18 protein-coding genes are annotated in these 19,617 nt (G+C 64.0%); 5 read left to right on the top strand and 13 right to left on the bottom strand.

The genetic code is table 11. From position 1 onward, the window contains the following. Window positions 1-100: 100 nt before the first annotated feature. Entirely contained in the window at window positions 101-970 is an 870-nt protein-coding gene (locus FJW03_RS02320; protein ID WP_140760416.1) for a LysR substrate-binding domain-containing protein, read from the top strand. On the opposite strand, the gene FJW03_RS02315 is transcribed toward FJW03_RS02320, so the two are convergent. The 13 genes from FJW03_RS02315 to FJW03_RS02255 form a co-directional block, all read right to left on the bottom strand. Continuing rightward, the gene (locus FJW03_RS02315; RefSeq protein WP_140760414.1) at window positions 967-3,444 is read right to left on the bottom strand and encodes a GcvT family protein; all 2,478 of its coding nucleotides are present in this window, start codon (window positions 3,442-3,444) and stop codon (window positions 967-969) included. The genes FJW03_RS02320 and FJW03_RS02315 overlap by 4 nt on opposite strands. A 67-nt stretch (window positions 3,445-3,511) precedes the next feature. Then, entirely contained in the window at window positions 3,512-4,312 is an 801-nt protein-coding gene (locus FJW03_RS02310) for a DeoR/GlpR family DNA-binding transcription regulator (protein WP_140760412.1), read from the bottom strand. 111 nt (window positions 4,313-4,423) lie between these two features. Further along, window positions 4,424-4,564, bottom strand: a complete 141-nt coding sequence (locus tag FJW03_RS02305; protein ID WP_226890568.1) for a hypothetical protein — start codon at window positions 4,562-4,564, stop codon at window positions 4,424-4,426. 64 nt (window positions 4,565-4,628) lie between these two features. Beyond that, complete coding sequence (gene doeB, locus FJW03_RS02300; RefSeq protein WP_140760410.1) at window positions 4,629-5,630, bottom strand: N(2)-acetyl-L-2,4-diaminobutanoate deacetylase DoeB; 1,002 nt, start codon at window positions 5,628-5,630, stop codon at window positions 4,629-4,631. Between the two features lie 5 nt (window positions 5,631-5,635). After that, window positions 5,636-6,814 (bottom strand): ectoine hydrolase DoeA, encoded by a 1,179-nt coding sequence (gene doeA / locus FJW03_RS02295; RefSeq protein ID WP_140607451.1) that lies wholly within the window; start codon window positions 6,812-6,814, stop codon window positions 5,636-5,638. A 123-nt stretch (window positions 6,815-6,937) separates the two neighbouring features. Next, window positions 6,938-7,930 (bottom strand): ectoine utilization protein EutC, encoded by a 993-nt coding sequence (gene eutC / locus FJW03_RS02290; protein ID WP_140607452.1) that lies wholly within the window; start codon window positions 7,928-7,930, stop codon window positions 6,938-6,940. Next, the gene (gene eutB, locus FJW03_RS02285) at window positions 7,927-8,922 is read right to left on the bottom strand and encodes a hydroxyectoine utilization dehydratase EutB (RefSeq protein WP_140760408.1); all 996 of its coding nucleotides are present in this window, start codon (window positions 8,920-8,922) and stop codon (window positions 7,927-7,929) included. The genes eutC and eutB overlap by 4 nt, the downstream gene beginning before the upstream one ends. A 183-nt stretch (window positions 8,923-9,105) precedes the next feature. Then, entirely contained in the window at window positions 9,106-9,882 is a 777-nt protein-coding gene (gene eutA / locus FJW03_RS02280; protein ID WP_140613375.1) for an ectoine utilization protein EutA, read from the bottom strand. 3 nt (window positions 9,883-9,885) lie between these two features. Continuing rightward, window positions 9,886-10,545 carry an ectoine/hydroxyectoine ABC transporter permease subunit EhuD gene (ehuD, locus tag FJW03_RS02275; RefSeq protein ID WP_140613374.1) on the bottom strand — a complete coding sequence of 220 codons (660 nt, stop codon included), beginning with the start codon at window positions 10,543-10,545 and terminating at the stop codon, window positions 9,886-9,888. A 33-nt stretch (window positions 10,546-10,578) separates the two neighbouring features. After that, window positions 10,579-11,238 (bottom strand): ectoine/hydroxyectoine ABC transporter permease subunit EhuC, encoded by a 660-nt coding sequence (gene ehuC / locus FJW03_RS02270; RefSeq protein ID WP_140613373.1) that lies wholly within the window; start codon window positions 11,236-11,238, stop codon window positions 10,579-10,581. Window positions 11,239-11,410: 172 nt separating this feature from the next. Then, window positions 11,411-12,217, bottom strand: coding sequence for an ectoine/hydroxyectoine ABC transporter substrate-binding protein EhuB (gene ehuB / locus FJW03_RS02265; RefSeq protein WP_413466525.1), 807 nt, complete (start codon window positions 12,215-12,217; stop codon window positions 11,411-11,413). A 109-nt stretch (window positions 12,218-12,326) separates the two neighbouring features. After that, window positions 12,327-13,112, bottom strand: a complete 786-nt coding sequence (gene ehuA, locus FJW03_RS02260; protein WP_281407631.1) for an ectoine/hydroxyectoine ABC transporter ATP-binding protein EhuA — start codon at window positions 13,110-13,112, stop codon at window positions 12,327-12,329. Window positions 13,113-13,345: 233 nt separating this feature from the next. After that, window positions 13,346-14,731, bottom strand: a complete 1,386-nt coding sequence (locus tag FJW03_RS02255; protein ID WP_140760404.1) for a PLP-dependent aminotransferase family protein — start codon at window positions 14,729-14,731, stop codon at window positions 13,346-13,348. Between the two features lie 82 nt (window positions 14,732-14,813). Here FJW03_RS02255 and FJW03_RS02250 point away from each other — a divergent pair, with 82 nt between their 5' ends. The 4 genes from FJW03_RS02250 to FJW03_RS02235 all read left to right on the top strand — a co-directional run bounded on the left by FJW03_RS02250 (window position 14,814) and on the right by FJW03_RS02235 (window position 19,562). Beyond that, window positions 14,814-15,311, top strand: a complete 498-nt coding sequence (locus tag FJW03_RS02250; RefSeq protein ID WP_140613369.1) for an Lrp/AsnC family transcriptional regulator — start codon at window positions 14,814-14,816, stop codon at window positions 15,309-15,311. Between the two features lie 229 nt (window positions 15,312-15,540). Next, the gene (locus FJW03_RS02245; protein ID WP_140760401.1) at window positions 15,541-17,034 is read left to right on the top strand and encodes an NAD-dependent succinate-semialdehyde dehydrogenase; all 1,494 of its coding nucleotides are present in this window, start codon (window positions 15,541-15,543) and stop codon (window positions 17,032-17,034) included. Between the two features lie 35 nt (window positions 17,035-17,069). Continuing rightward, window positions 17,070-18,449 carry an aspartate aminotransferase family protein gene (locus FJW03_RS02240; protein ID WP_140760400.1) on the top strand — a complete coding sequence of 460 codons (1,380 nt, stop codon included), beginning with the start codon at window positions 17,070-17,072 and terminating at the stop codon, window positions 18,447-18,449. Window positions 18,450-18,458: 9 nt separating this feature from the next. Further along, entirely contained in the window at window positions 18,459-19,562 is a 1,104-nt protein-coding gene (locus tag FJW03_RS02235) for an alcohol dehydrogenase family protein (protein WP_140760398.1), read from the top strand. Window positions 19,563-19,617 lie beyond the last annotated feature (55 nt).

Below are 19,617 nucleotides of genomic sequence, written 5' to 3'. Positions count from 1 at the left end.
AAGTTTGACCGAACATAAGTCAAATCGTTCATTTCTATCTTTTAGTTAATCTGACTTATGGTAAGATATCCACTCTTCCTGACCTCGAACGGCGGAAAAGATGCGCTACGTCCAGTTGCGGGCCTTTCATCAAGTGGCGATCTCGGGCGGCTTTTCGCGAGCGGCCGAAGCGCTGTTCCTGACCCAGCCGGCCATTTCCGACCAGGTGCGCAAGCTCGAGGAAGAATATGATGTCCTGCTGTTCAATCGGAACAAGAAGCAGGTCACGCTGACCCATTCGGGCCAGAAGCTGCTCGAGATAACCCACCGCATGTTCGACACCGAACAGCAGGCACTGGAACTGCTCACCGAATCGCGCGCGCTGCGTTCCGGCACGCTGCGCATCGTCGCGGACGCCGCACATCACCTGCTTCATATCCTCGGCAGCTTCCGGGCCCGTTATCCCGGCGTCCAGGTTTCGGTGCGCGCCGGCAACACCGAGACGGTCATCAGCAGTCTCTACAGCTATGATGCCGACATCGGCGTGCTGGGCGAGGTGCCGGCCGGGCGAGACTTCGAAGTGCTGAAGCTCAACTCGACGCCGATCATCGCCTTCACCTCCCTCGACCACCCGCTGTCCGGCAAGAAATCGCTGACCCTCAAGCAGCTCGCGCAGGAATCGCTGGTCATGCGCGAGCGCGGCTCGAAGACCCGCCAGAAGCTCGAAGACCTCGCTGCTGCCTCGAAGGTCGAACTGAGGCCGGTGATCGAGGCCGAGGGCCGCGAGGCCGTCCGCGAGATCGTCGCCTCGGGCGCCGGCATCGGCTTTGTCTCGGCGGCCGAATTCGGCCAGGATTCGCGGCTCGTCCCGATCACCATCGACGCTCCCGAAACCTTGATGGACGAAGCGCTGATCTGCCTGCGCGAGCGCAGCGGCGGCAAGCTGGTGCGCGCCTTTCTCGACATGGCGCGCTCGATGTCGGCGGATTAAGCGGCGGCGCGAACCTCAACCCTATCCGCCTTCACCCGCTCTGATTTCGGATCGTAGGGGCTGCGCAGGTGCGCCGTTGCCGTATGGCGAACGCCAGCGAGGTCGATTTCGAAACGGCCACCGCTGAGGAATTGGGCGTCGACGCCGGCTTCGTTTTCGACCAGCCCGAGCGCGACCGAGCGGCCCAGCGTGTGGCCATAGGCCGCCGAGCGAACCTCGCCGACCGGCTTGCCGTCACGCAGGATCAGCTCACCGCCCCACAGCATCGGCTCGGCATCGTCGAGCGTGAACAGCACGATGCGCTTGGCCGGTGCCGCCGCAGACCTTGCCTCGACCAGCGCGTCGCGGCCGATGAAGCCGCCCGGCTTGTCGATAGCGACGGCAAAGCCAAGCCCGGCCTGCCAAGGGTTGATATCCGGCGTCAATTCCCTGCCCCAGGCGCGAAAACCCTTTTCGATGCGCAAGGCATCGAGCGCGTAGTAGCCGGCGTCAGCCAAGCCGAATTCACCCCCTGCCTCATGCAGCGCCTCGTAGACGCCAACGGCGAATTCTGTCGGCACGATCAATTCCCAGCCGAGTTCACCGACATAGGTCATGCGGTTGGCATGGGCGGTGGCATGGCCGATATCGATCTCGCGGATGGCGGCGAAGGGAAAGCTCGCGTTGGAGAGATCGGCCGAGGACAGTTTGCCGAGAAGATCGCGCGAGTGTGGTCCCATCACGGCCAGCACGGCATAGGCCGAGGTGACGTCGGTCAGGATCGCATGGGCGTCGGCCGGAATGTTCCTGACGATCCAGTCAGCGTCGTGGACCGCTTGCGCGGATCCTGTGACGATGAGGAACTTCTCCGCATCCAGCCGCATCACGGTGAGGTCGCTTTCATAGCCGCCACGCGCGTTGAGCAAGCCCGTGTAGACCGACGTACCTATAGGTACATCGACATTGCCGGCGCAGATCCGGTTCAGCACGGCGCAAGCGTCGCGGCCCTGGACAAGCAGTTTTGCGAAAGACGTCTGGTCGAAGATGGCGACGGCCTCGCGTGTCGCCTTCATCTCGCGGCGGACCGCCTCATGCCAATTCTGGCGGCCGAAGGCGTAATCGTTCTCGGCCTTCTCTCCTGGAGCAGCGAACCAGTTGGCACGCTCCCAACCCATCTTGGAGCCGAAGCAGGCGCCCCTGGCGGCCAGCCGGTCATAGAGCGGCGAGCGGCGGAAGGGCCGCGCGGTCTCGAGTTCACGGTTCGGCCACGGCATGGCGTAGTGCAGGCCGAGCGTCTCCTTGACTCGGTCATGCAGCCAGCGCGGGTTGTTGTTGAAGGAAGCGAAGCGCCTGATATCGACCGGCCACAGATCCATGGTCGGTGCGCTGTTGACGATCCATTCGGCCAGCGCCCTGCCCGCGCCGCCGGCGCTGGCGATGCCCATCGAATTGAATCCAGCGCCGACATAGAAATTCTTCAGTTCCGGCGCCTCGCCAAGGATGAAATTGTTGTCCGGCGTGAAGCTTTCGGGACCGTTGTAGAATTTCTTGACCTCGGCATGCGCCAGCTGCGGCACGCGGACCAGCGCGTTTTCCATCAGGATCTCGAACTGGTCCCAATCGTCGGGCAGCAGCGCGAATTCGAAATTTTCGGGGATGCCGTTCATGCCCCAGGGCTTGGCATGCGGCTCGAAACCTCCCATGACCAGGCCGCCGACCTCTTCCTTGAAATAGATGAAGCCGTCGGGATCGCGCATGACAGGCAGGTCAGGATGCACGCCCTCGATCCTGCCGGTGACGATATACATGTGCTCGGCCGAATGCAGCGGCACAGAAACACCGCACATCAGCCCGACCTTGCGCGCCCACTGGCCGGCGCAGTTGACGACGATCTCGGCGGCGATGCTGCCGTGGTCAGTCTCGACACCGCAGGCGACGCCGTTCCTGACGCGGATGCCTGACACCTTGACCCGCTCGAGGATTTTCGCGCCGCGATTGCGCGCGCCCTTGGCCAGCGACTGCGTCAGATCAGTCGGATTGGCTTTGCCATCCCCTGGCAACCAGACGGCACCGACCAGATCGTCAATCGCCATGACAGGCCACAGATCGCCAGCCTCGCTCGGCGAGATAACGTCGATCTCCACGCCCTGAGCGCGCGCCGACGCTGCCGTGCGCTTCAGCACCGTCATGCGATCCGCGGTGCGCGCAACCGACAGCGAACCGCAGTTCTTCCAGCCGGTGGCGAGACCGGTCTCGGCCTCCAGTTCGCTGTAAAGCTGGGTGGAGTATCTGATCAGGCTCGTCATGTTGGAGTGGCTGCGCAACTGACCGACAAGACCGGCGGCATGCCAGGTGGTGCCGCCGCTGAGTTGTCCCTGCTCGAGCAGGACAACATCGGTCCAGCCGAGTTTTGTCAGATGATAGGCGACCGAGCAGCCAATGATGCCGCCGCCGACGATGACAACGCGAGCGTGGATGGGAAATTCATGTGCCATGAGCGTTCCGCCATTGGAGGGATGGCCGGGATACTAACATAGCAATGCCAAATATCAACTCAAAATCTCACAAATTATCACATAAAGCAACGATGAGTTCTGGCCCCTTTTGCGAAAGCGCTTCCGCAAGCGCTGGTTCGGGATTGGCGTCGACGATCACGCCGGCGGCCCGTTCGAAATTCGGAATCCTGAGCGGTGTCAGCTTGCCGAACTTGCTGCTGTCGAGCACGAAATAGGCCTTGCCGGCGAGCGCGATCATACGGCCGCGCTGCTCGGCGCCGGCACGGGTGAAGTCCGTCACGTCGCCTTCCGGCGACAGGGCACCACCACCGAGAAAGGCGATGTCGACGCGAAAGCGGGCCATTGCATCAAGCGTGTCGATGCCGGAAGCCGCCTCCTCGCCCGGATCGATCTCGCCGCCCAGCATATGCACGCGCATGCCCGGCACATGGCACAGATGCAGCGCTATCTTCAGGCTTGCCGTGCAGATGGTGAGATCGCGCAGTTCGGTCATGGCATGCGCGACGGCCAAGGTGGTGGTGCCGGAATCGAGAAAGACCACCATGCCATCCCTGACCAGACCGGCGGCAGCCCTGCCGATCGCCGCCTTGCCATGGGCATTTTCCTGGCTGCGCAGGCTCATCGCCGGTTCGCTCGGTTCGAAGCGGGCGGCACCGCCATGCACGATGCCGAGCCTGCCCTGCTCCGAAAGCAGCTTCAGATCGCGGCGGATGGTTTCGCGCGAGACCTCGAAGAACCCGGCCAGTTCGGCGACACTGACGGAGCCTTGGGCGCTCAGCCGCCGCAGGATTTCGTCATGGCGGCGCGGGGCAAGGGCGCGCACCGGCAGGCGGCTGACGGGAGACATGGCGATCCTCTTGTCGAGCATTGACGTTGCAATATGTGGCAGTGAACTCGCATAGACGCAACCGCGCCCGACGTGGCCGGTATCGATCGGCACTCTATTTGTCAGTCGAGGTTAGGGTTTTCGCGACAAGCCACCGCCCTCTATCGCGTTGACGAGCGTCTCGCTCCCTTCGCGCAGATACTGCCGCAGAACGCTCGCGGCTTTCCTGCCGTCGCGCTCGCGGCAGGCGGCCAGCAGTTCGCGATGCTCCATTTGCGAGCCGGTCGCATCGGGCTCGCTCCGCTCGGGCCAGAGCCGAGCACACAGGCGCTCGTGCTCAGCCTACCTTCACGGCCATCACCGCGGCGCAGTCACCCGCTTTGACCAGCCCGGGAAAATGCCGCGCCGCCAGCAAGCCAGACATTTTTGCCCGGATTTCCTGTGGGGCAATGCCGGTGCGGCCAACGGAATGGATGCGCGCCAGCACCGCGCCTTCCTCGACGGCTTCGCCGAGATCGACCATGGTTTCGATCATGCCGTCGTCCTCGGCGAAGGCGAAGCAATCGCCCGAGGGCATGTCGAGCCACTGTGTTCTGGTCTTCTCCACCGCGCCATCAACAATGCCTGCATGGCGAAGCACATTGAGGATGCCACGCCGCGCGATGCGCACGGTTTCGGCACGCGATGTCCCCCCGCCGCCAAGTTCGGTGGTGACGAAGACCTTGCCCATGTCCTCGGCCGCGGTGTCGTACATGCCGACCGCATCGATCTCGGTCATGCGCATCGAGAAAGGTGCCGAGAAGGCTTCGACTGCGGCGAAGGCCTTTTCTTCCTGCACCTTGTCCGGCAGCGTGTGCGCGGCGCAGAAAGGCACGAAATCCAAGGTCCTGCCGCCGGAATGGAAATCGAAGACGATGTCGGCGCGGGGGAGCAACTCGCGTTGGAAATAGTCGGCGATCTTCTCGGTCACCGTGCCATCGGGCCGGCCGGGAAAGCTGCGGTTCATGTTGCCCTTGTCGATCGGCGACGTGCGCGTGCCGGCACGAAAGGCCGGATAGTTCATCGCCGGCACGATGATCACCGTGCCGGAGACGTCCTTGGGGTCGAGTGTGCGGGCGAGTCCGTAGAGCGCCAGCGGGCCCTCATACTCGTCGCCATGGTTGCCACCGGTCAGCAGCGCCGCCGGTCCCTTGCCGTTGCGGATGACGCAGATCGGGATCATCACCGAGCCCCAGGCCGAATCGTCGCGGCTGTAGGGCAGGCGCAGGAAACCATGCTGGACGCCGTCACGATCGAAATCGACGGTCGGCGCGATAGGCGACGGACGGAGGCTGGACATCGGGTTCAATTCTTCACCACCAGCTTGCGCGGCACATTGGCCAGGCATTCCACACCCGTTTCGGTGATCAGGATGGATTCGGTGATCTCAAGACCCATCGTCTCCAGCCACAGGCCGGTCATGAAATGGAAGGTCATGCCGGGCTTGAGTTCGGTGCGGTCGCCGGGGCGCAGGCTCATCGTGCGCTCGCCCCAATCCGGCGGATAGGACAGGCCGATCGAGTAGCCGGTGCGGTTGTCCTTAATGATGCCGTACTTCTTCAGGACGGCGAAGAAGGCATTGGCGATGTCCTCGCATGTGTTGCCGGGTTTTGCCGCCGCCAACCCCGCATCCATGCCTTCAAGCGTCGCCTTCTCGGCATCGAGGAATTCCTGCGTCGGCTTGCCGAGGAAGACGGTGCGCGACAGCGGACAGTGGTACCTGTTGTAGCAGCCAGCAATCTCGAAGAACGTGCCCTCGCCCGACTTCATCGGCTGGTCATCCCAGGTCAAATGCGGCGCCGAAGCATCGACGCCCGACGGCAGCAGCGGCACGATCGCCGGATAGTCGCCGCCGATGCCGTCGACGCCGCGCGTGCCGGCATCGTAGATCTCGGCGACGAGATCACATTTGCGCATGCCGACTTCAATCCTGTCGACGATGCGCTGATGCATCGCCTCGACGATGCGGGCGGCCTTGCGCATGTAGTCGATCTCGGTCGGGCTCTTCAGCGCGCGCTGCCAGTTGACCAGGGCCGTGGCATCGACGAAGCGGGCGTTGGGCAGATGCTTCTGCAAGGCGGCGAACGCAGCGGCGGAGAACCAGTAATTGTCCATCTCGACGCCGATGGTCAGCTTGCCCCAGCCGCGATCGGTCAGCACGCTGGACAGGAAGTCCATGGGGTGGCGCTCGGTCGACTGCACATAGTGGTCGGCATAGCCGACGATGTTGTCATGCGCGAGATAGGCGGTGCGCTTGGCGCCATTGGCGTCCTGGCCACGGCCGTACCAGACCGGCTCGCCCGATGGCGGCACGATGACCGCCTGGTGCACGTAGAACGACCAGCCGTCGTAACCGGTCAGCCAGGCCATGTTGGAGGGATCGCTGACGATCAGGAGATCGACACCCTTGGCTTCCATGGCTTTGCGCGTCTTGGCGAGGCGATCCGCATATTCGCCGCGCGAAAATTTCAGGTTTGGCTGCATTTTTTTGGGTCCTCGTTTGTTGGGCTGGAGCCTGTTCAACTTCGCTGAATCCGGCTCGTCGTCTGGTTCTTCTTTGCGCGTGAAAGCCGGTTCCCACTTTTCCGGATCACGCTTTGGCCGGCATCAGCTTTCAAAAATGGTTCCGGATTTCGCGGCCAGCGCCCGGTCGCGGGCGAGCGTGGCAATCGCCGTATCCTGCACGCCGGTGCCGGTGAGATCGGCAATGGTGATGTCGCTGGCCGAGCGCCGTCCGTGTCTCTCGCCAGCGATGATCTGGCCCAATTCGGCCACCTCGTCCTCGGCGGCCATGATTCCTGCGGCGATGGCATGATGCAGTTCGCCCAGCCGCCGTGTCTGGCGAGCACTGTCGGCGACGTAGAGATCAGCCATGCGCAGGATCGCAGGGGCGATCTCGTTCTTGTGTTCGGCGTCCGAGCCCATGGCGGTGATGTGCTGGCCGGCAGAGATGAAGCCGGCCTTGATCAGAGGCTCGGTCGACGGCGTCGTGGTGACGATGATGTCGGCCCCAACCACGGCCTCCGCGGCACTGGGTTCGGCGCGCACGGCGATGCCGAGCTTCTCACGCAGGGCGCCCGCAGTCAGCTCAGCCTTGGCGGCATCGCGGGCCCAGATGCGTGCCTCTGTGATTGGCCGCACGAGGCGGAGCGCTTCGAGCTGCAATCCGGCTTGCACGCCGGCGCCGAAGATCGCGGCGACGGACGAATCCGGCCGCGATAGATGCTTGGCCGCGACCGCGCCCGCGGCGGCGGTGCGGATATCGGTGAGATAGCCATTGTCGAGCAGCAGCGCCTCGACCAGACCTGTCTTTGCCGACAAAAGCACCATCATGCCATTGACGCTGGGCAGGCCGAGTTTCGGATTGTCGAAGAATCCGGGACTGATCTTGATGGCGAAGCCGTCGACGCCAGGCACATAGGCGGTCTTCACATCGACCTCGCCGTGATGTTCAGGGATGTCGAGCCGCAGGATCGGCGGCATCGCCACCGGCAAAGTGGCTAGCGCGCGAAAAGCATTCTCGACGCAGGCGACGGCATCAAGATCGAGCGTCACGATCTTACGCAGTTCCGCTTCGGTCAGGATTGTCATCCGGTTCATGCGGCGCGCTCCGCAAATGAGGGCTTCTCTCCGCAAACGATCTTCTTGTGCAGTTCCATATCGATGTTGCGCCCCGAAAGCAGAACCACCATCGGTCCGCTCGCGCTGACCTTACCGGCGAGCAGTGCCGCGATGCCGACGGCGCCGGCGCCTTCGACGATCTCGCGCTCCTGCTCATAGGCATGGCGGATGCCGGCGGCGATTTCCTCCTCGGAAAGCAGGACGATATCGTCGAGCAGGTCGCGGCACATGGCGAAGGTCAGTTGGTTGTCGAGGCCGATGCCGCCGCCGAGCGAGTCCGCCAGCGTCGGCAACTCCTCGACCAGCACGGGCCGGCCGGCATCGAGGCTCGCCTTCATCGCAGCACCCCGCGCCATCGACACGCCGACGACCCTGGTCCCGGGGCTGACGCCCTTGATCGCCGCCGCTACGCCCGAGGCGAGCCCACCGCCCGACAGTTGCACCAGCACCAGCGCGGCGTCGGGAACCTGCTCGATCATCTCCAGTCCGAGGGTACCCTGGCCAGCAATGATGGCTGGATGGTCGAAGGGCGGCAGCATGACGAGGCCCTCCTCCGCCACCAGCCGCTCGACCTCCTGCTGCGCGTCGTCCTGGCTGTTGCCGACGATACGGATTTCAGCGCCAAGCCGGCGGATGGCATCGAGCTTGTTCTGAGGCACCAGCCGCGACATGCAGATCACCGCGCGCGTTCCCTCGAGTTTCGCCGCATGGGCAAGCGCTCGGCCGTGGTTGCCGGTGGAGGCCGCGACCACGCCACGTGCCTTCTCCTGCACGCTCAGCGAGGCTACCGCGTTCGAAGCGCCACGCAGTTTGAAGCTGCCGGTGATCTGGCGATGTTCGAGCTTGAGGTGAACGGGAATACCCAACCGTTCCGACAGAGCTTCGGACAGCACGGTTGGCGTTCGTTCGATCTTGCCGGCGATACGTTCGCGGGCGGCTCGGATGTCCGAAAGGTCGATGGCGCGCGTCATCGGGCGACCCCCTCTGGCCTGCCGGCCATCTCCCCCTCAAGGGGGGAGATCGGCAGCTCATGCGGCACCGCCGTTTCTATAGCATCCACAAGCAGCCAAAGCGCAGCGGCAGGGAATCTCCCCCCTCGAGGGGGAGGTGGCCAGCAGGTCAGAGGGAGACGCTCTTGCACGCAGAACATAATCTTACCGTCCCAGCGACAACGTCATCAGACGGCCGAACTCCGGATGTGGCGTCTCGTCCCCGCACAACCGTAAACAATTCCATGCCGTCGCCTGGTTGCTGGTCACCACTGGACGGCCGATCGCCTCTTCCATACTGGCGACCGCGAGCGCGCTCCGCAGCGCCGTGCAGGACACAAACAAGGCTTCGGCCTGTGGATGGGTCGCCTGGCGCGCGAGGTCGACAAGGGCTGCCGGCGGAATGCGTGCCATCTCGCGGTCATCCTCGAAACCCAGGCAGGTGAAGCTGGCGATATCGAAACCGCGTTCGGCGAAATAGGTTGCCATCGGCCTGGAAGTTTCAACCGTGTAGGGGGTGAGAATGCTGATCCGGCGCACGCCGAAGGCGTTCAGCCCGCGCACGCCGGCCATGGGCGGGGTTACGACGGGAATGCCGGGCTTGGCCGCCTGGATCGCCGCCTCGATCTCGGCATCGCCGATCACCACCGATGCCGAAGTGCAGGAGTAGCAGATGGCGTCGAGCGGCTCGTCGGGCAGGATCAAGGCCGCGCCCGCCGTCAGCGCCGGCTGCATCTTGCGAAGGTTCCGAGGCGTCGTCGGATTGGCATAGGGAATGCGCGCGACATAGACGCCGATCCGTTCGCTCGCCACCATGCGGCGAAAGTCCGGCTCGGTCGTGTGGTCGGTGGCCAGGATGATCAGGCCGACACGCTTCGCCAGCGGGCGGTCATCGAGCGCCGGCCGGTCGGGGTGGACCTTGATCTCGGGCAAGGGCTTCATACGTTATCTCTCGATCTTGCCGTAACGGCGTTCCAGCCAGCGCAACAGCACGACAGAACAGAGGCTGATGGCGAGGAAGAAGGCGCCCACCAACGTGATCGGCTCCAGGTAGCGATAATAGGTGTTGGCGACGCTTTTGGCCTGGTTCATCAGTTCTAGCACGGTGATTGCCGACAGCAGCGGCGTCTCCTTGAACATGGCGATGAAATAGTTGGCCAGCGCCGGGATCATCGGCGGAATGGCTTGCGGGATAATGATGTGGGACCAGGTCTGCCTGGCGCTGAGGTTGCACGCCTTGGCGGCCTCCCACTGGCCGCGCGGCACATTGTCGATGCCGGCGCGATAGACCTCCGCCGTATAGGTGCCGTAGTGCAGCCCGAGCCCGATGACACCGGCGACCAACGGCGGCAGAAGAATACCGACGTCTGGCAGCACGTAGAAGATGAAATAGAGCTGCACCAGCAGCGGCGTGCCACGGACGAATTCGGCCGCCCAACCGACGGAGCGCGATACCGCCTTGTTGGGCGAGCGGCGCGCCAGCGCGATGCCCAGACCGACGATCGCCGCCAGTACCGAGCCGAGCAGCGTCGCCAGGATGGTGATCTTCACCCCCTGGATCAGCGTCGGCAGGATCTGCCGGACAAAATCCCAATCCCAATCCATCAGCGAACCTTGGCCATCAGCGAGTTCCGGTCATCAGACGCGCACCCCGTCGAGGCCGCGCGCCAGGTGGCGCTCCAGCGAGCGCACACCCCACGAAATGAGCAGCGCAAGGATGAAATAGAGAATGAGGATGGTGGTGAACGGCACCATGGTGTTACCGGTCTGGGCTCGCACCACCTGCGCCTGGAATGTGAGGTCGGCGAGCGAGATCAGTGAGACGACGGATGTGGCCTTGAGCAGTTCGATGGCGTTGTTGCCGAAGGTCGGCAGCATCACCAGAAACGCCTGCGGCAGGATGACATGGCGCAGGCCTTGCCAGCGGCCAAGGTTGAGCGCGATGCAGGCCTCGTGCTGTTCGCGGCCGATCGACTGCACGGCGCCGCGCACCACTTCGGCGGCGTAGGCGCCGACATTCAGGCCCAGCGCCAGCACGCCGGCCTGCAGCGGGGTCAGTTCCAGGCCCAATAGCGGCAGCACGAAATAGGCGAAGAACAGCTGCACGAAGATCGAGGTGCCGCGGAAGAATTCGATATAGGCTGTGGCGAGCGCGCGCAGCAGAAAGAAGCGCGACAGCCGCCCCATCCCGGCAACAAAGGCCATGACCAGGGCAAGCACCGACCCCATCAGCGTCAGCTCGATGGTGACAAGCGCTCCCTGCAATATAAGGCCGAAATAGCCGGACCATTGGGTCATCGATTAGAAGTTCCAACGTTTGCGATTCGAGTTCCTTCTCCCCGTTGAACGGGGAGAAGATGCCGGCAGGCAGATGAGGGGCAGCGCTAGCTTCTCCAAACCTAGCGCCGCCCCTCATCCGTCACTTCGTGACACCTTCTCCCCGTGAACGGGGAGAAGGAAGAAGAGCGCTCTACTTCGCCGAGCAGAGCTTTTCGCGCGTCGTCGACATCGCGGCAGCCGCCGAGAAGCCGTAGGGCTCGATGATCTTGGCGAACTCGCCCGACTTCTTCATCTTGGCCAGTTCGACATCGTAGGCGTCACGCAGCGCCTCGTCGCCCTTCTTGAAGGCGGCGCCGTCGCAGTAGACCGGGGCGCCCTGCACCGGCGCGATGACTTCGAGGCTCGGATCGTTGGCTTTCTTCATCAGATCATTGATCGACAGGACCGGCAGCGAATAGGCGTCGATGCGGCCGTCCTGCACCATCTTCAGGCCGCTCTGGCCATCCGGCACGACGATGACACGTTCACGCGGCACGCCGGCGTTGAGCGCCAGCTTCTCCTCGGTGCCGCCGCCCGGCGCGCCGATCGTGGCGGCAGTGTCCTTGGCGACGTCCTCGTAGCTCTTGAAGTGCTTGGGATTGCCCTTCTTCACCAGCATCGCCTCGGCGTCGCACAGAACCGGCTCGGAATAGGCGACCGCCGCGCAACGCTCCGGCTTCATGAACAGACCGGCGGTGACGACATCGAAGCGGCCGGCCTGCAGGCCGGGGATCATCGCGCCATACTCAGAGATCGAAGCGACGATATCGGCCACTCCGAGACGCTTGAAAATCTCGCGCGCCACGTCGGGCGCCGCGCCCGAAACCTTGCCGTCGGCGGCGACCGCCGTATAGGGCGGTTCGTTGGCGATGGCGACGCGGGCGAAACCCTGCGCCTTGAGCTGTTCGAGCTTCTTGTCCGCGGCCGAGCCCACGCTTGAGGTCGCGAGCACTGCCATAATTGCGAAGCCGGCGATGCCGGCCAGAATGCCAAGTTTCTTCATTGTTCCCAACTCCTTGTTGCTCTTCTTGGTTTGCTTGTGGGCGGTTCGCACGCCCGCATGGCGGTCAGACGCGGTGTCCGGCCGCGATGATCTTCTTCAGGAAGCCTTGCGTGCGCTCCTGCTTGGGACGGCGGAAAATCTCGTCGGGCTTGCCTTCTTCAACGATCTTGCCGCGATCGAAGAACAGCACCCGGTCGGCGAAGTCGTGGGCGAAACCCATCTCATGGGTAACCAGCAGCATGGTCATGTCGGTCTCGGCGCAGAGCCGCCACAAGACGTTGAGCACCTCCTCGACCAGTTCCGGGTCGAGCGCCGACGTCACCTCGTCAAACAGCATGATCTTCGGCTGCAAGGCGAGCGCCCTGGCAATCGCCACACGCTGCTTCTGGCCGCCGGACAGTTGCGCCGGCATCGCCTTGGCCTTGTCGGCCATGCCGACCATGTCGAGCAGTTCCATCGCGCGTTTTTGGGCGGCGGCGCGCGGCGTGCCCTTAGTCAGCATCGGCGCCAGCGTGACATTGTCGATGACGCTCTTGTGCGGAAACAGGTTGAACAGCTGGAAGACCATGCCGATCTTCTGGCGCATTTTTGCCAGATGCCGCTCGTCGGCCGGCAACAACTGGCCGTTGCGCTCCATATGGTAAAGCTGCTCGCCATCGATCTGGATGTGGCCGCCGTCGATGCGCTCCAGCGTCATCAGGATACGCAGGATCGTCGTCTTGCCTGAGCCCGACGGGCCGATCAGCGCCAGCTTCTCGCGCGGCATGACCTGCATCGACAGGCCGTCCAGCACCTTGAAGGCACCAAAGCTCTTCGAAATGGCATCGACCTTGATGATGGGTGCGGACAAATGAATTTCCCCGTGCTGGAGAAGCCTGTGCCCCTAACGATGCGGAACGCGCCAAATCATGTCAATTGGGAAAATAATATCATGACAATTATTCCGATTGCGCACAATTCTCGACCCGTGGAGAGTCGGGCTCAGGCCCGACCCAGCAATGGCGGCGTCTGAGACCGGAACGGAGCCGGAAGCGCAGGAGACCACCTTCGCAGGCCGGCATCACCGGAATATCGACGCACCCCCTAGATGGCGAGCAGCAGGTGCTCCGGATCTCCAAGCAAGAGCTTGGTGACAACGCCGAGACCGGCGCGCAGTTCCCCCTCGGTGGTCGAACCCAACGAAATGCGCACCGCCGGATGCCAGGGGGCGTCGGAAATGCGGAAGGAGGCGCCCGGCGCGATCGCCACGCCCTGCAGCCGGGCCTGGGCGACAAAACTCTCCTCGGCCCGGTCGCCAGGCAATTGCAGCCACAGATGCAGGCCATCGCGATGCGAACGATAATCGACCCCTGCAAGGACCTCCGCGGCAATGACCATCCTGTGCCGGAGCGCTTGGCGCTGCCAGCGGACAAGCTCCATCGCGGTGCCGTCGACCACCCATTTGGTGGCGATCTCGGCCACCAGCGGCGTTGCCATCCAGTTCGAGACCAGATGCCGGTTGGCGACGGCGGCAACGTAACGATCGGGCGCGGCGAGATAGCCGATGCGCAGGCCGGGCACGGTGATCTTGGTGAAGGAGGTGACGTAGAGCGTGCGCTCCGGCGCATAGGCAGCGACCGGCGGCGGCCGGTCCTCGACCAGCGGACCCAGCACATCGTTCTCGATGATGGCGATGTCATGCTTGCGCGCCACCGCCGCGATCTCAGCGCGACGTCCCGAATCCATCAGCGTCGCGGTCGGGTTAATCACCGAAGGCTGCACGAACACAGCGCGGATGTCGGAAAGCCGGCAGGCCTCGTCCAGCGCCTCCGGGATGAGGCCATTGCCGTCGATCGGCAGGCCTTCGAGGTTGAAGCCGAGATAGCGGGCGAGCGGCACCAGCGTGTGATGGCCGATCGCCTCGGTCGCGACGGTCGATCCCGGCGGCGCCACGCTCATCAGCGCCACTGTCATGCCGGCGGTAGCGCCGTTGGTCAGGCTGATATTCTGCGCGGAGGCCTCGAGCCCGCACAGTTTCAGCCATTCGACGGCGACAGCGCGATGGCGCGGGAACACCATGTTGGGCCGGAAGGACAGTGCCGAACTCGAGGGCAGGTGTTCGGCCAGCCATCCCAGTGCCTGCTTCATCCGTTCCAGATGCATCGGCTCGCAGACCGGCTTCAGGATCGAGAGATCGATGACCTCGCCGAGGCGCTCGGGCAGATAGGGCGGCTCCGGCTCGCGGCGCTGCGTCTGGACAAAGCTGCCGCGGCCGATCTCGCCCGAAATCAGGCCGCGCCGGATCAATTCCTCATAGGCGCGGCTCACCGTCTGTACCGACAGCTTCAAATCGTCGGCCAGCCAGCGATGGGTCGGCAGGCGCGCGCCATTCGCCAGCCGTCCGTCATGGATGGCACGCGCGAACTGGTCGGCAAGCGACTGGTAGGCTGGCCGCCTGATGAGCGCGGGATCGGGTTGCCACAATGTCATGACTTATTAGAGATCGAAATCAGTGCAATTGACAATCGAAATAATGCACCGTCATGGTGCCGTGGACGAAAAGTGGACTGTGATGACGGCTGCAAAACTCGACGCGATCGACCTCAAAATCCTCGACGCCATCCAGCGTGACGGACGCATCACCAAGCTGGCGCTGGCCGAGCAGGTCGGGCTCTCGCCGACGCCATGCTGGATGCGGCTGCGCAAGCTGGAGAAAGCCGGCATCGTCTCGGGTTACCACGCCCGGATCGCCATGCGTGTGGTGGCGCCGGTCGCCACCGTGCTGATGGAAGTGACGCTGGCCAGCCACCGCCAGGCCGATTTCGACCGCTTCGAGCGAGTCATCCGTGACATTCCCGAGATCGTCGCCTGCTGGTCGGTGGGCGGCGGCGTCGATTATGTGCTGAAGGTGATGGCGCGCGACATCGACGCCTATCAGCGGCTGGTCGATGCCTTGCTCGACCGCGAGATCGGCATCGACCGCTACTTCACCTACATCGTCATCAAGACGGTGAAGGACGAGACCGTTTTGCCACTGGCTGACCTGTTGCCCATCGCCACTTCATCCTAGGGCGGAGCAAGGAGCGAAGCGACGCGGCGCAGACCCTGGCATTACGAAGTTGAGAGGCTCAGCTGACGGCTTTCCCGAAACAGCGATGCATATTCCCCACATAGAGAGATCGCTCTGCTCACGGGGGCGAATAGAGAGACTCTCTCCTTTAGCGGACGCCCAAACAGCCTCTCTGTCTGCGCATGGGGGATAGTCTTCCCGCATTAGTCCGAACCGGGAGGCTTCGACCATGTCCGCGCATTTCGCCCGCTCACATCGCCATGAAGCGCTCGATCGCCTGGCCGACCGCCGGCTGTTGCGCGAACTCGCCTATGTCGACGGCCACTGGACGGCGAGCGAGGCCGCCGAAAGCTTCGAAGTCACCGATCCGGCGACCGGCACCACGGTCGCCTTCGTCGCAGCGTTGGACGCGCGCCAGACGACAAAGGCGATCGATGCCGCGGCGCGCGCCTTTCCGGCCTGGCGGTCGCTATTGCCGCAGGAGCGCGCAAAAATCCTGCGAAAATGGTTCGAGCTGATCATCGAGGCGAAAGACGATCTCGCCCTGCTGATGACACTGGAACAGGGCAAGCCGCTCAAGGAGTCGCTCGGCGAGATCGACTATGCCGCCTCCTTCGTCGAGTGGTATGCCGAAGAAGCCAAGCGGCTCAACGCCGAGAGCGTCACCAGCCATCTGCCGAACGCCGAAATGATGGTGCGGCGCGAGCCGGTCGGCGTCGTCGGCGTGGTCACGCCTTGGAATTTTCCGTCGGCCATGCTGACCCGCAAGGCCGCCGCCGCTCTCGCCGCCGGCTGCACCATCGTCGCCCACCCCTCCTCGGAGACGCCGCTATCGGCGCTGGCGCTGGCCGAACTCGGCGAGCGCGCCGGCCTGCCCGCCGGTATCTTCAATGTCCTCACCGGCAGAGCCGCGACGATCGTCGGGCGCATGTGCGAAGACCCGCGCGTCCGCGCCATGAGCTTCACCGGTTCGACCGAGATCGGCCGGCTGATCGCCGCGCAGAGCGCGCCGACGATGAAGCGGCTGGTGATGGAGCTTGGCGGCCACGCGCCGCTGATCGTCTTTGCCGACGCCGAGGTCGACAAGGCCGTGCGCATCGCCGTCGACGCCAAATTCGCCACCTCGGGCCAGGACTGCCTTGCCGCCAACCGCATCTATGTCCAGCGCCCGATCTATGACCGTTTCTGCGCGGCCTTCGCCGCGCGCATCGAGGCACTGCGGACCGGCAACGGCCTTGCCGACGAAAGCGACATCGGGCCGCTGATGCACGAGCGCGCCGTCAAGAAGGTCGAGGAGCAAGTCGCCGACGCCCTCGCCCAGGGCGCCCGCTGCCTTGCCGGCGGCAAGCGCCATCCGGCGGGCCCCCTCTTCTACCAGCCGACGCTGCTGGCCGACGTGCCCGACGAGGCTTTGATCATGCGCGAGGAGACCTTCGGTCCGGTCGCTGCCGTCACGCCCTTCGACGGCGAGGACGAGGTGATCGCCCGCGCCAACGCCACGGAGTACGGCCTCGTCGCCTATGTTGTGACCGAGAACGGCGCCCGTCAGCAGCGCATGGGTCGCGCGCTCGACTACGGCATGGTGGCCATCAACCGTGTCAAGATCACTGGCGCACCGATCCCGTTCGGCGGGGTCAAGCAGTCCGGCATCGGCCGCGAAGGCTCGCGCCACGGGCTGGAGGCTTTCACAGATCTCAAATATCTCTGCCTGGATGTGGCTTAGGCCGCGCCGGAATTCTCTTTCAAGGAGTCAAAAAGATGCTCGACCAGTCCAACGAACTCAACGCCTGGGACCGCGATCACTTCTTTCATCCCTCGACCCATATGGGCACGCATGCGCGTGGCGAGTCTCCGACCCGCATCATGGCCGGCGGTGAAGGCGTCACCGTCTGGGACAACAATGGCAGGAAGAGCATCGATGCCTTCGCCGGCCTCTACTGCGTCAATGTCGGCTACGGCCGCCAGAAGATCGCCGACGCCATCGCCGCCCAGGCCAAGAAGCTTGCCTATTACCATGCCTATGTCGGGCACGGCACCGAAGCCTCTATCACGCTGGCCAAGATGATCATCGACCGCGCGCCGAAAGGCATGTCGAGGGTCTATTTCGGCCTCTCCGGCTCGGACGCCAACGAAACCAACATCAAGCTGATCTGGTACTACAACAACGTTCTCGGCCGCCCGGAGAAGAAGAAGGTCATTTCGCGCTGGCGCGGCTATCACGGCTCGGGCGTGATGACAGGATCGCTGACCGGCCTTGAGCTGTTCCACAACGCCTTCGATTTGCCGCGCGCGCCGATCCTTCACACCGAGGCGCCCTATTATTTCCGCCGCGCCGACCGCTCGATGAGCGAGGAGCAGTTTTCGCAATATTGCGCCGACAAGCTCGAGGAGATGATCCTAGCTGAAGGTCCGGAGACGGTGGCTGCTTTCATCGGCGAGCCGATCCTCGGCACTGGCGGCATCGTGCCGCCGCCCGCAGGCTACTGGGAAAAGATCCAGGCGGTGCTGAAGAAGTATGATGTGCTGCTGGTCGCCGACGAGGTGGTGACGGGCTTTGGCCGGCTCGGCACCATGTTCGGTTCCGACCATTACGGCATCAGGCCGGATCTGATCACCATCGCCAAGGGCCTGACCTCGGCCTATGCCCCTCTGTCAGGGGTCATCGTCGGCGACAAGATGTGGCAGGTGCTGGTCGAGGGTTCCGACAAGCTCGGTTCGCTCGGCCATGGCTGGACCTATTCGGCGCATCCGATCTGCGTTGCCGCCGGTGTGGCCAATCTCGAACTGATCGACGAGATGGAGCTGGTGAAAAATGCCGGCGAGACCGGCGCCTATTTCCGTGCTGAACTCGCCAAGGCCGTCGGCGGCCACAAAAACGTCGGCGAGGTGCGTGGCGACGGCATGCTGGCGGCGGTCGAATTCGTGAAAGACCGCGACGACCGCGTCTTCTTCGATCCTTCGCTGAAGATCGGACCGCAGGTCGCCACGGCCCTTGCCGCAAGCGGCGTCATCGGCCGCGCCATGCCGCAGGGCGACATCCTCGGCTTCGCGCCGCCGCTCTGCCTGACGCGCGAGGAGGCCGATATCGTCGTGGCCAAGACCGCGGATGCCGTGAAGAGCGTGTTTGCCAATCTGTGAGATCGAGCCATGAATGCCAGGACCAACACGCTCCCCGCCACCATGGCCGCCGTGCTGCTGACCGGCCACGGCGGACCGGAAAAACTCGTCTACCGCACCGATGTGAGAGTGCCCGCCCCTGCTTCGGGGGAAGTGCTTATAAGGGTCAGCGCTTGCGGGATGAACAACACCGATGTGTGGGTGCGCCAGGGCGCCTATGGCACCGAGGAAGACGCTGCAGCGGTGTCGACCTGGCGGCGACAGGGCAACACGCTTGTTTTCCCGCGCATCCAGGGCACCGACACTGTCGGCATCATCGCTGCCGTCGGCGATGGCGTTTCGTCTGATCGTATCGGCGAACGGGTGATGGTCGATTTCTCCATCTACAACCGCGACGACGATTCGCTTGCCGATATCGACTATATGGGCCACGGCCGCGACGGCGGTTATGCCGAATACCAGGCTGTGCCGGCTGAGAATGCGCATGTCGTCGACTCGACGCTGAGCGACGTCGAACTCGCCACCTTCTGCTGCGCCTACCTCACCGGCGAGCAGATGCTGGAACGAGCCGCGCTGAAAGCCGGCGAACGCGTTCTGGTCACTGGCGCTTCGGGCGGCGTCGGCTCTGGGATCGTGCAACTGGCGCGGGCGCGCGGCGCCATCCCCTATGCCGTCGTCGGCAGGGGCAAGGAGCAGGCGGTGCTCGACATCGGAGCGGAGGCCGTCATTACCCGTGGCGTCGCCGATTTGCCGCGAGCCGTGGCCGAGGCGACCGGCGGCCAGCCGATCGACGTCGTGGCTGACCTCGTTGGCGGTGCCATCTTCAACGATTTGCTGCGCATCCTGAGGCCGGAGGGCCGCTACACCACCGCCGGCGCGATTGCGGGCCCGGTCGTCCAGCTCGATCTCAGGACCATGTATCTCAAGCAGTTGCAATTGCACGGTTCGAGCCAGGGCACGCGCGCGGATTTCCGCCGCATCGTGCGCTACATCGAGGCGGGCAAGATCCGGCCGCTGGTCGGCGGCGTCTACCGGCTCTCCGATTTCCACCACGCGCAAGCCGATTTCGTTGCCAAGGACTTTGTCGGCAAGCTGGTTGTGGTGCCCGACGCTGTCGCGGAGCGGCCGGCGTAGTTAACAAATCCAGGCCTGCGCTCCGCCTGTCTTCTCGTCGCTGCCACAATGGGAA

Source organism: Mesorhizobium sp. B4-1-4 (assembly GCF_006439395.2).
Classification (GTDB): domain Bacteria; phylum Pseudomonadota; class Alphaproteobacteria; order Rhizobiales; family Rhizobiaceae; genus Mesorhizobium.
The sequence above is the reverse complement of the archived record's forward strand: the minus strand, read 5'-3'. Positions and strand labels throughout refer to the sequence as shown.

What these genes read in the sequence shown, in the direction of transcription:
- FJW03_RS02320 (WP_140760416.1), top strand. Translation starts at nt 101, where the DNA reads ATGCGCTACGTCCAGTTGCGGGCCTTTCATCAAGTGGCGATCTCGGGC.
- FJW03_RS02315 (WP_140760414.1), bottom strand. Translation starts at nt 3,444, where the DNA reads ATGGCACATGAATTTCCCATCCACGCTCGCGTTGTCATCGTCGGCGGC.
- FJW03_RS02310 (WP_140760412.1), bottom strand. Translation starts at nt 4,312, where the DNA reads ATGTCTCCCGTCAGCCGCCTGCCGGTGCGCGCCCTTGCCCCGCGCCGC.
- FJW03_RS02305 (WP_226890568.1), bottom strand. Translation starts at nt 4,564, where the DNA reads ATGGAGCATCGCGAACTGCTGGCCGCCTGCCGCGAGCGCGACGGCAGG.
- doeB (WP_140760410.1), bottom strand. Translation starts at nt 5,630, where the DNA reads ATGTCCAGCCTCCGTCCGTCGCCTATCGCGCCGACCGTCGATTTCGAT.
- doeA (WP_140607451.1), bottom strand. Translation starts at nt 6,814, where the DNA reads ATGCAGCCAAACCTGAAATTTTCGCGCGGCGAATATGCGGATCGCCTC.
- eutC (WP_140607452.1), bottom strand. Translation starts at nt 7,930, where the DNA reads ATGAACCGGATGACAATCCTGACCGAAGCGGAACTGCGTAAGATCGTG.
- eutB (WP_140760408.1), bottom strand. Translation starts at nt 8,922, where the DNA reads ATGACGCGCGCCATCGACCTTTCGGACATCCGAGCCGCCCGCGAACGT.
- eutA (WP_140613375.1), bottom strand. Translation starts at nt 9,882, where the DNA reads ATGAAGCCCTTGCCCGAGATCAAGGTCCACCCCGACCGGCCGGCGCTC.
- ehuD (WP_140613374.1), bottom strand. Translation starts at nt 10,545, where the DNA reads ATGGATTGGGATTGGGATTTTGTCCGGCAGATCCTGCCGACGCTGATC.
- ehuC (WP_140613373.1), bottom strand. Translation starts at nt 11,238, where the DNA reads ATGACCCAATGGTCCGGCTATTTCGGCCTTATATTGCAGGGAGCGCTT.
- ehuB (WP_413466525.1), bottom strand. Translation starts at nt 12,217, where the DNA reads ATGGCAGTGCTCGCGACCTCAAGCGTGGGCTCGGCCGCGGACAAGAAG.
- FJW03_RS02255 (WP_140760404.1), bottom strand. Translation starts at nt 14,731, where the DNA reads ATGACATTGTGGCAACCCGATCCCGCGCTCATCAGGCGGCCAGCCTAC.
- FJW03_RS02250 (WP_140613369.1), top strand. Translation starts at nt 14,814, where the DNA reads ATGACGGCTGCAAAACTCGACGCGATCGACCTCAAAATCCTCGACGCC.
- FJW03_RS02245 (WP_140760401.1), top strand. Translation starts at nt 15,541, where the DNA reads ATGTCCGCGCATTTCGCCCGCTCACATCGCCATGAAGCGCTCGATCGC.
- FJW03_RS02240 (WP_140760400.1), top strand. Translation starts at nt 17,070, where the DNA reads ATGCTCGACCAGTCCAACGAACTCAACGCCTGGGACCGCGATCACTTC.
- FJW03_RS02235 (WP_140760398.1), top strand. Translation starts at nt 18,459, where the DNA reads ATGAATGCCAGGACCAACACGCTCCCCGCCACCATGGCCGCCGTGCTG.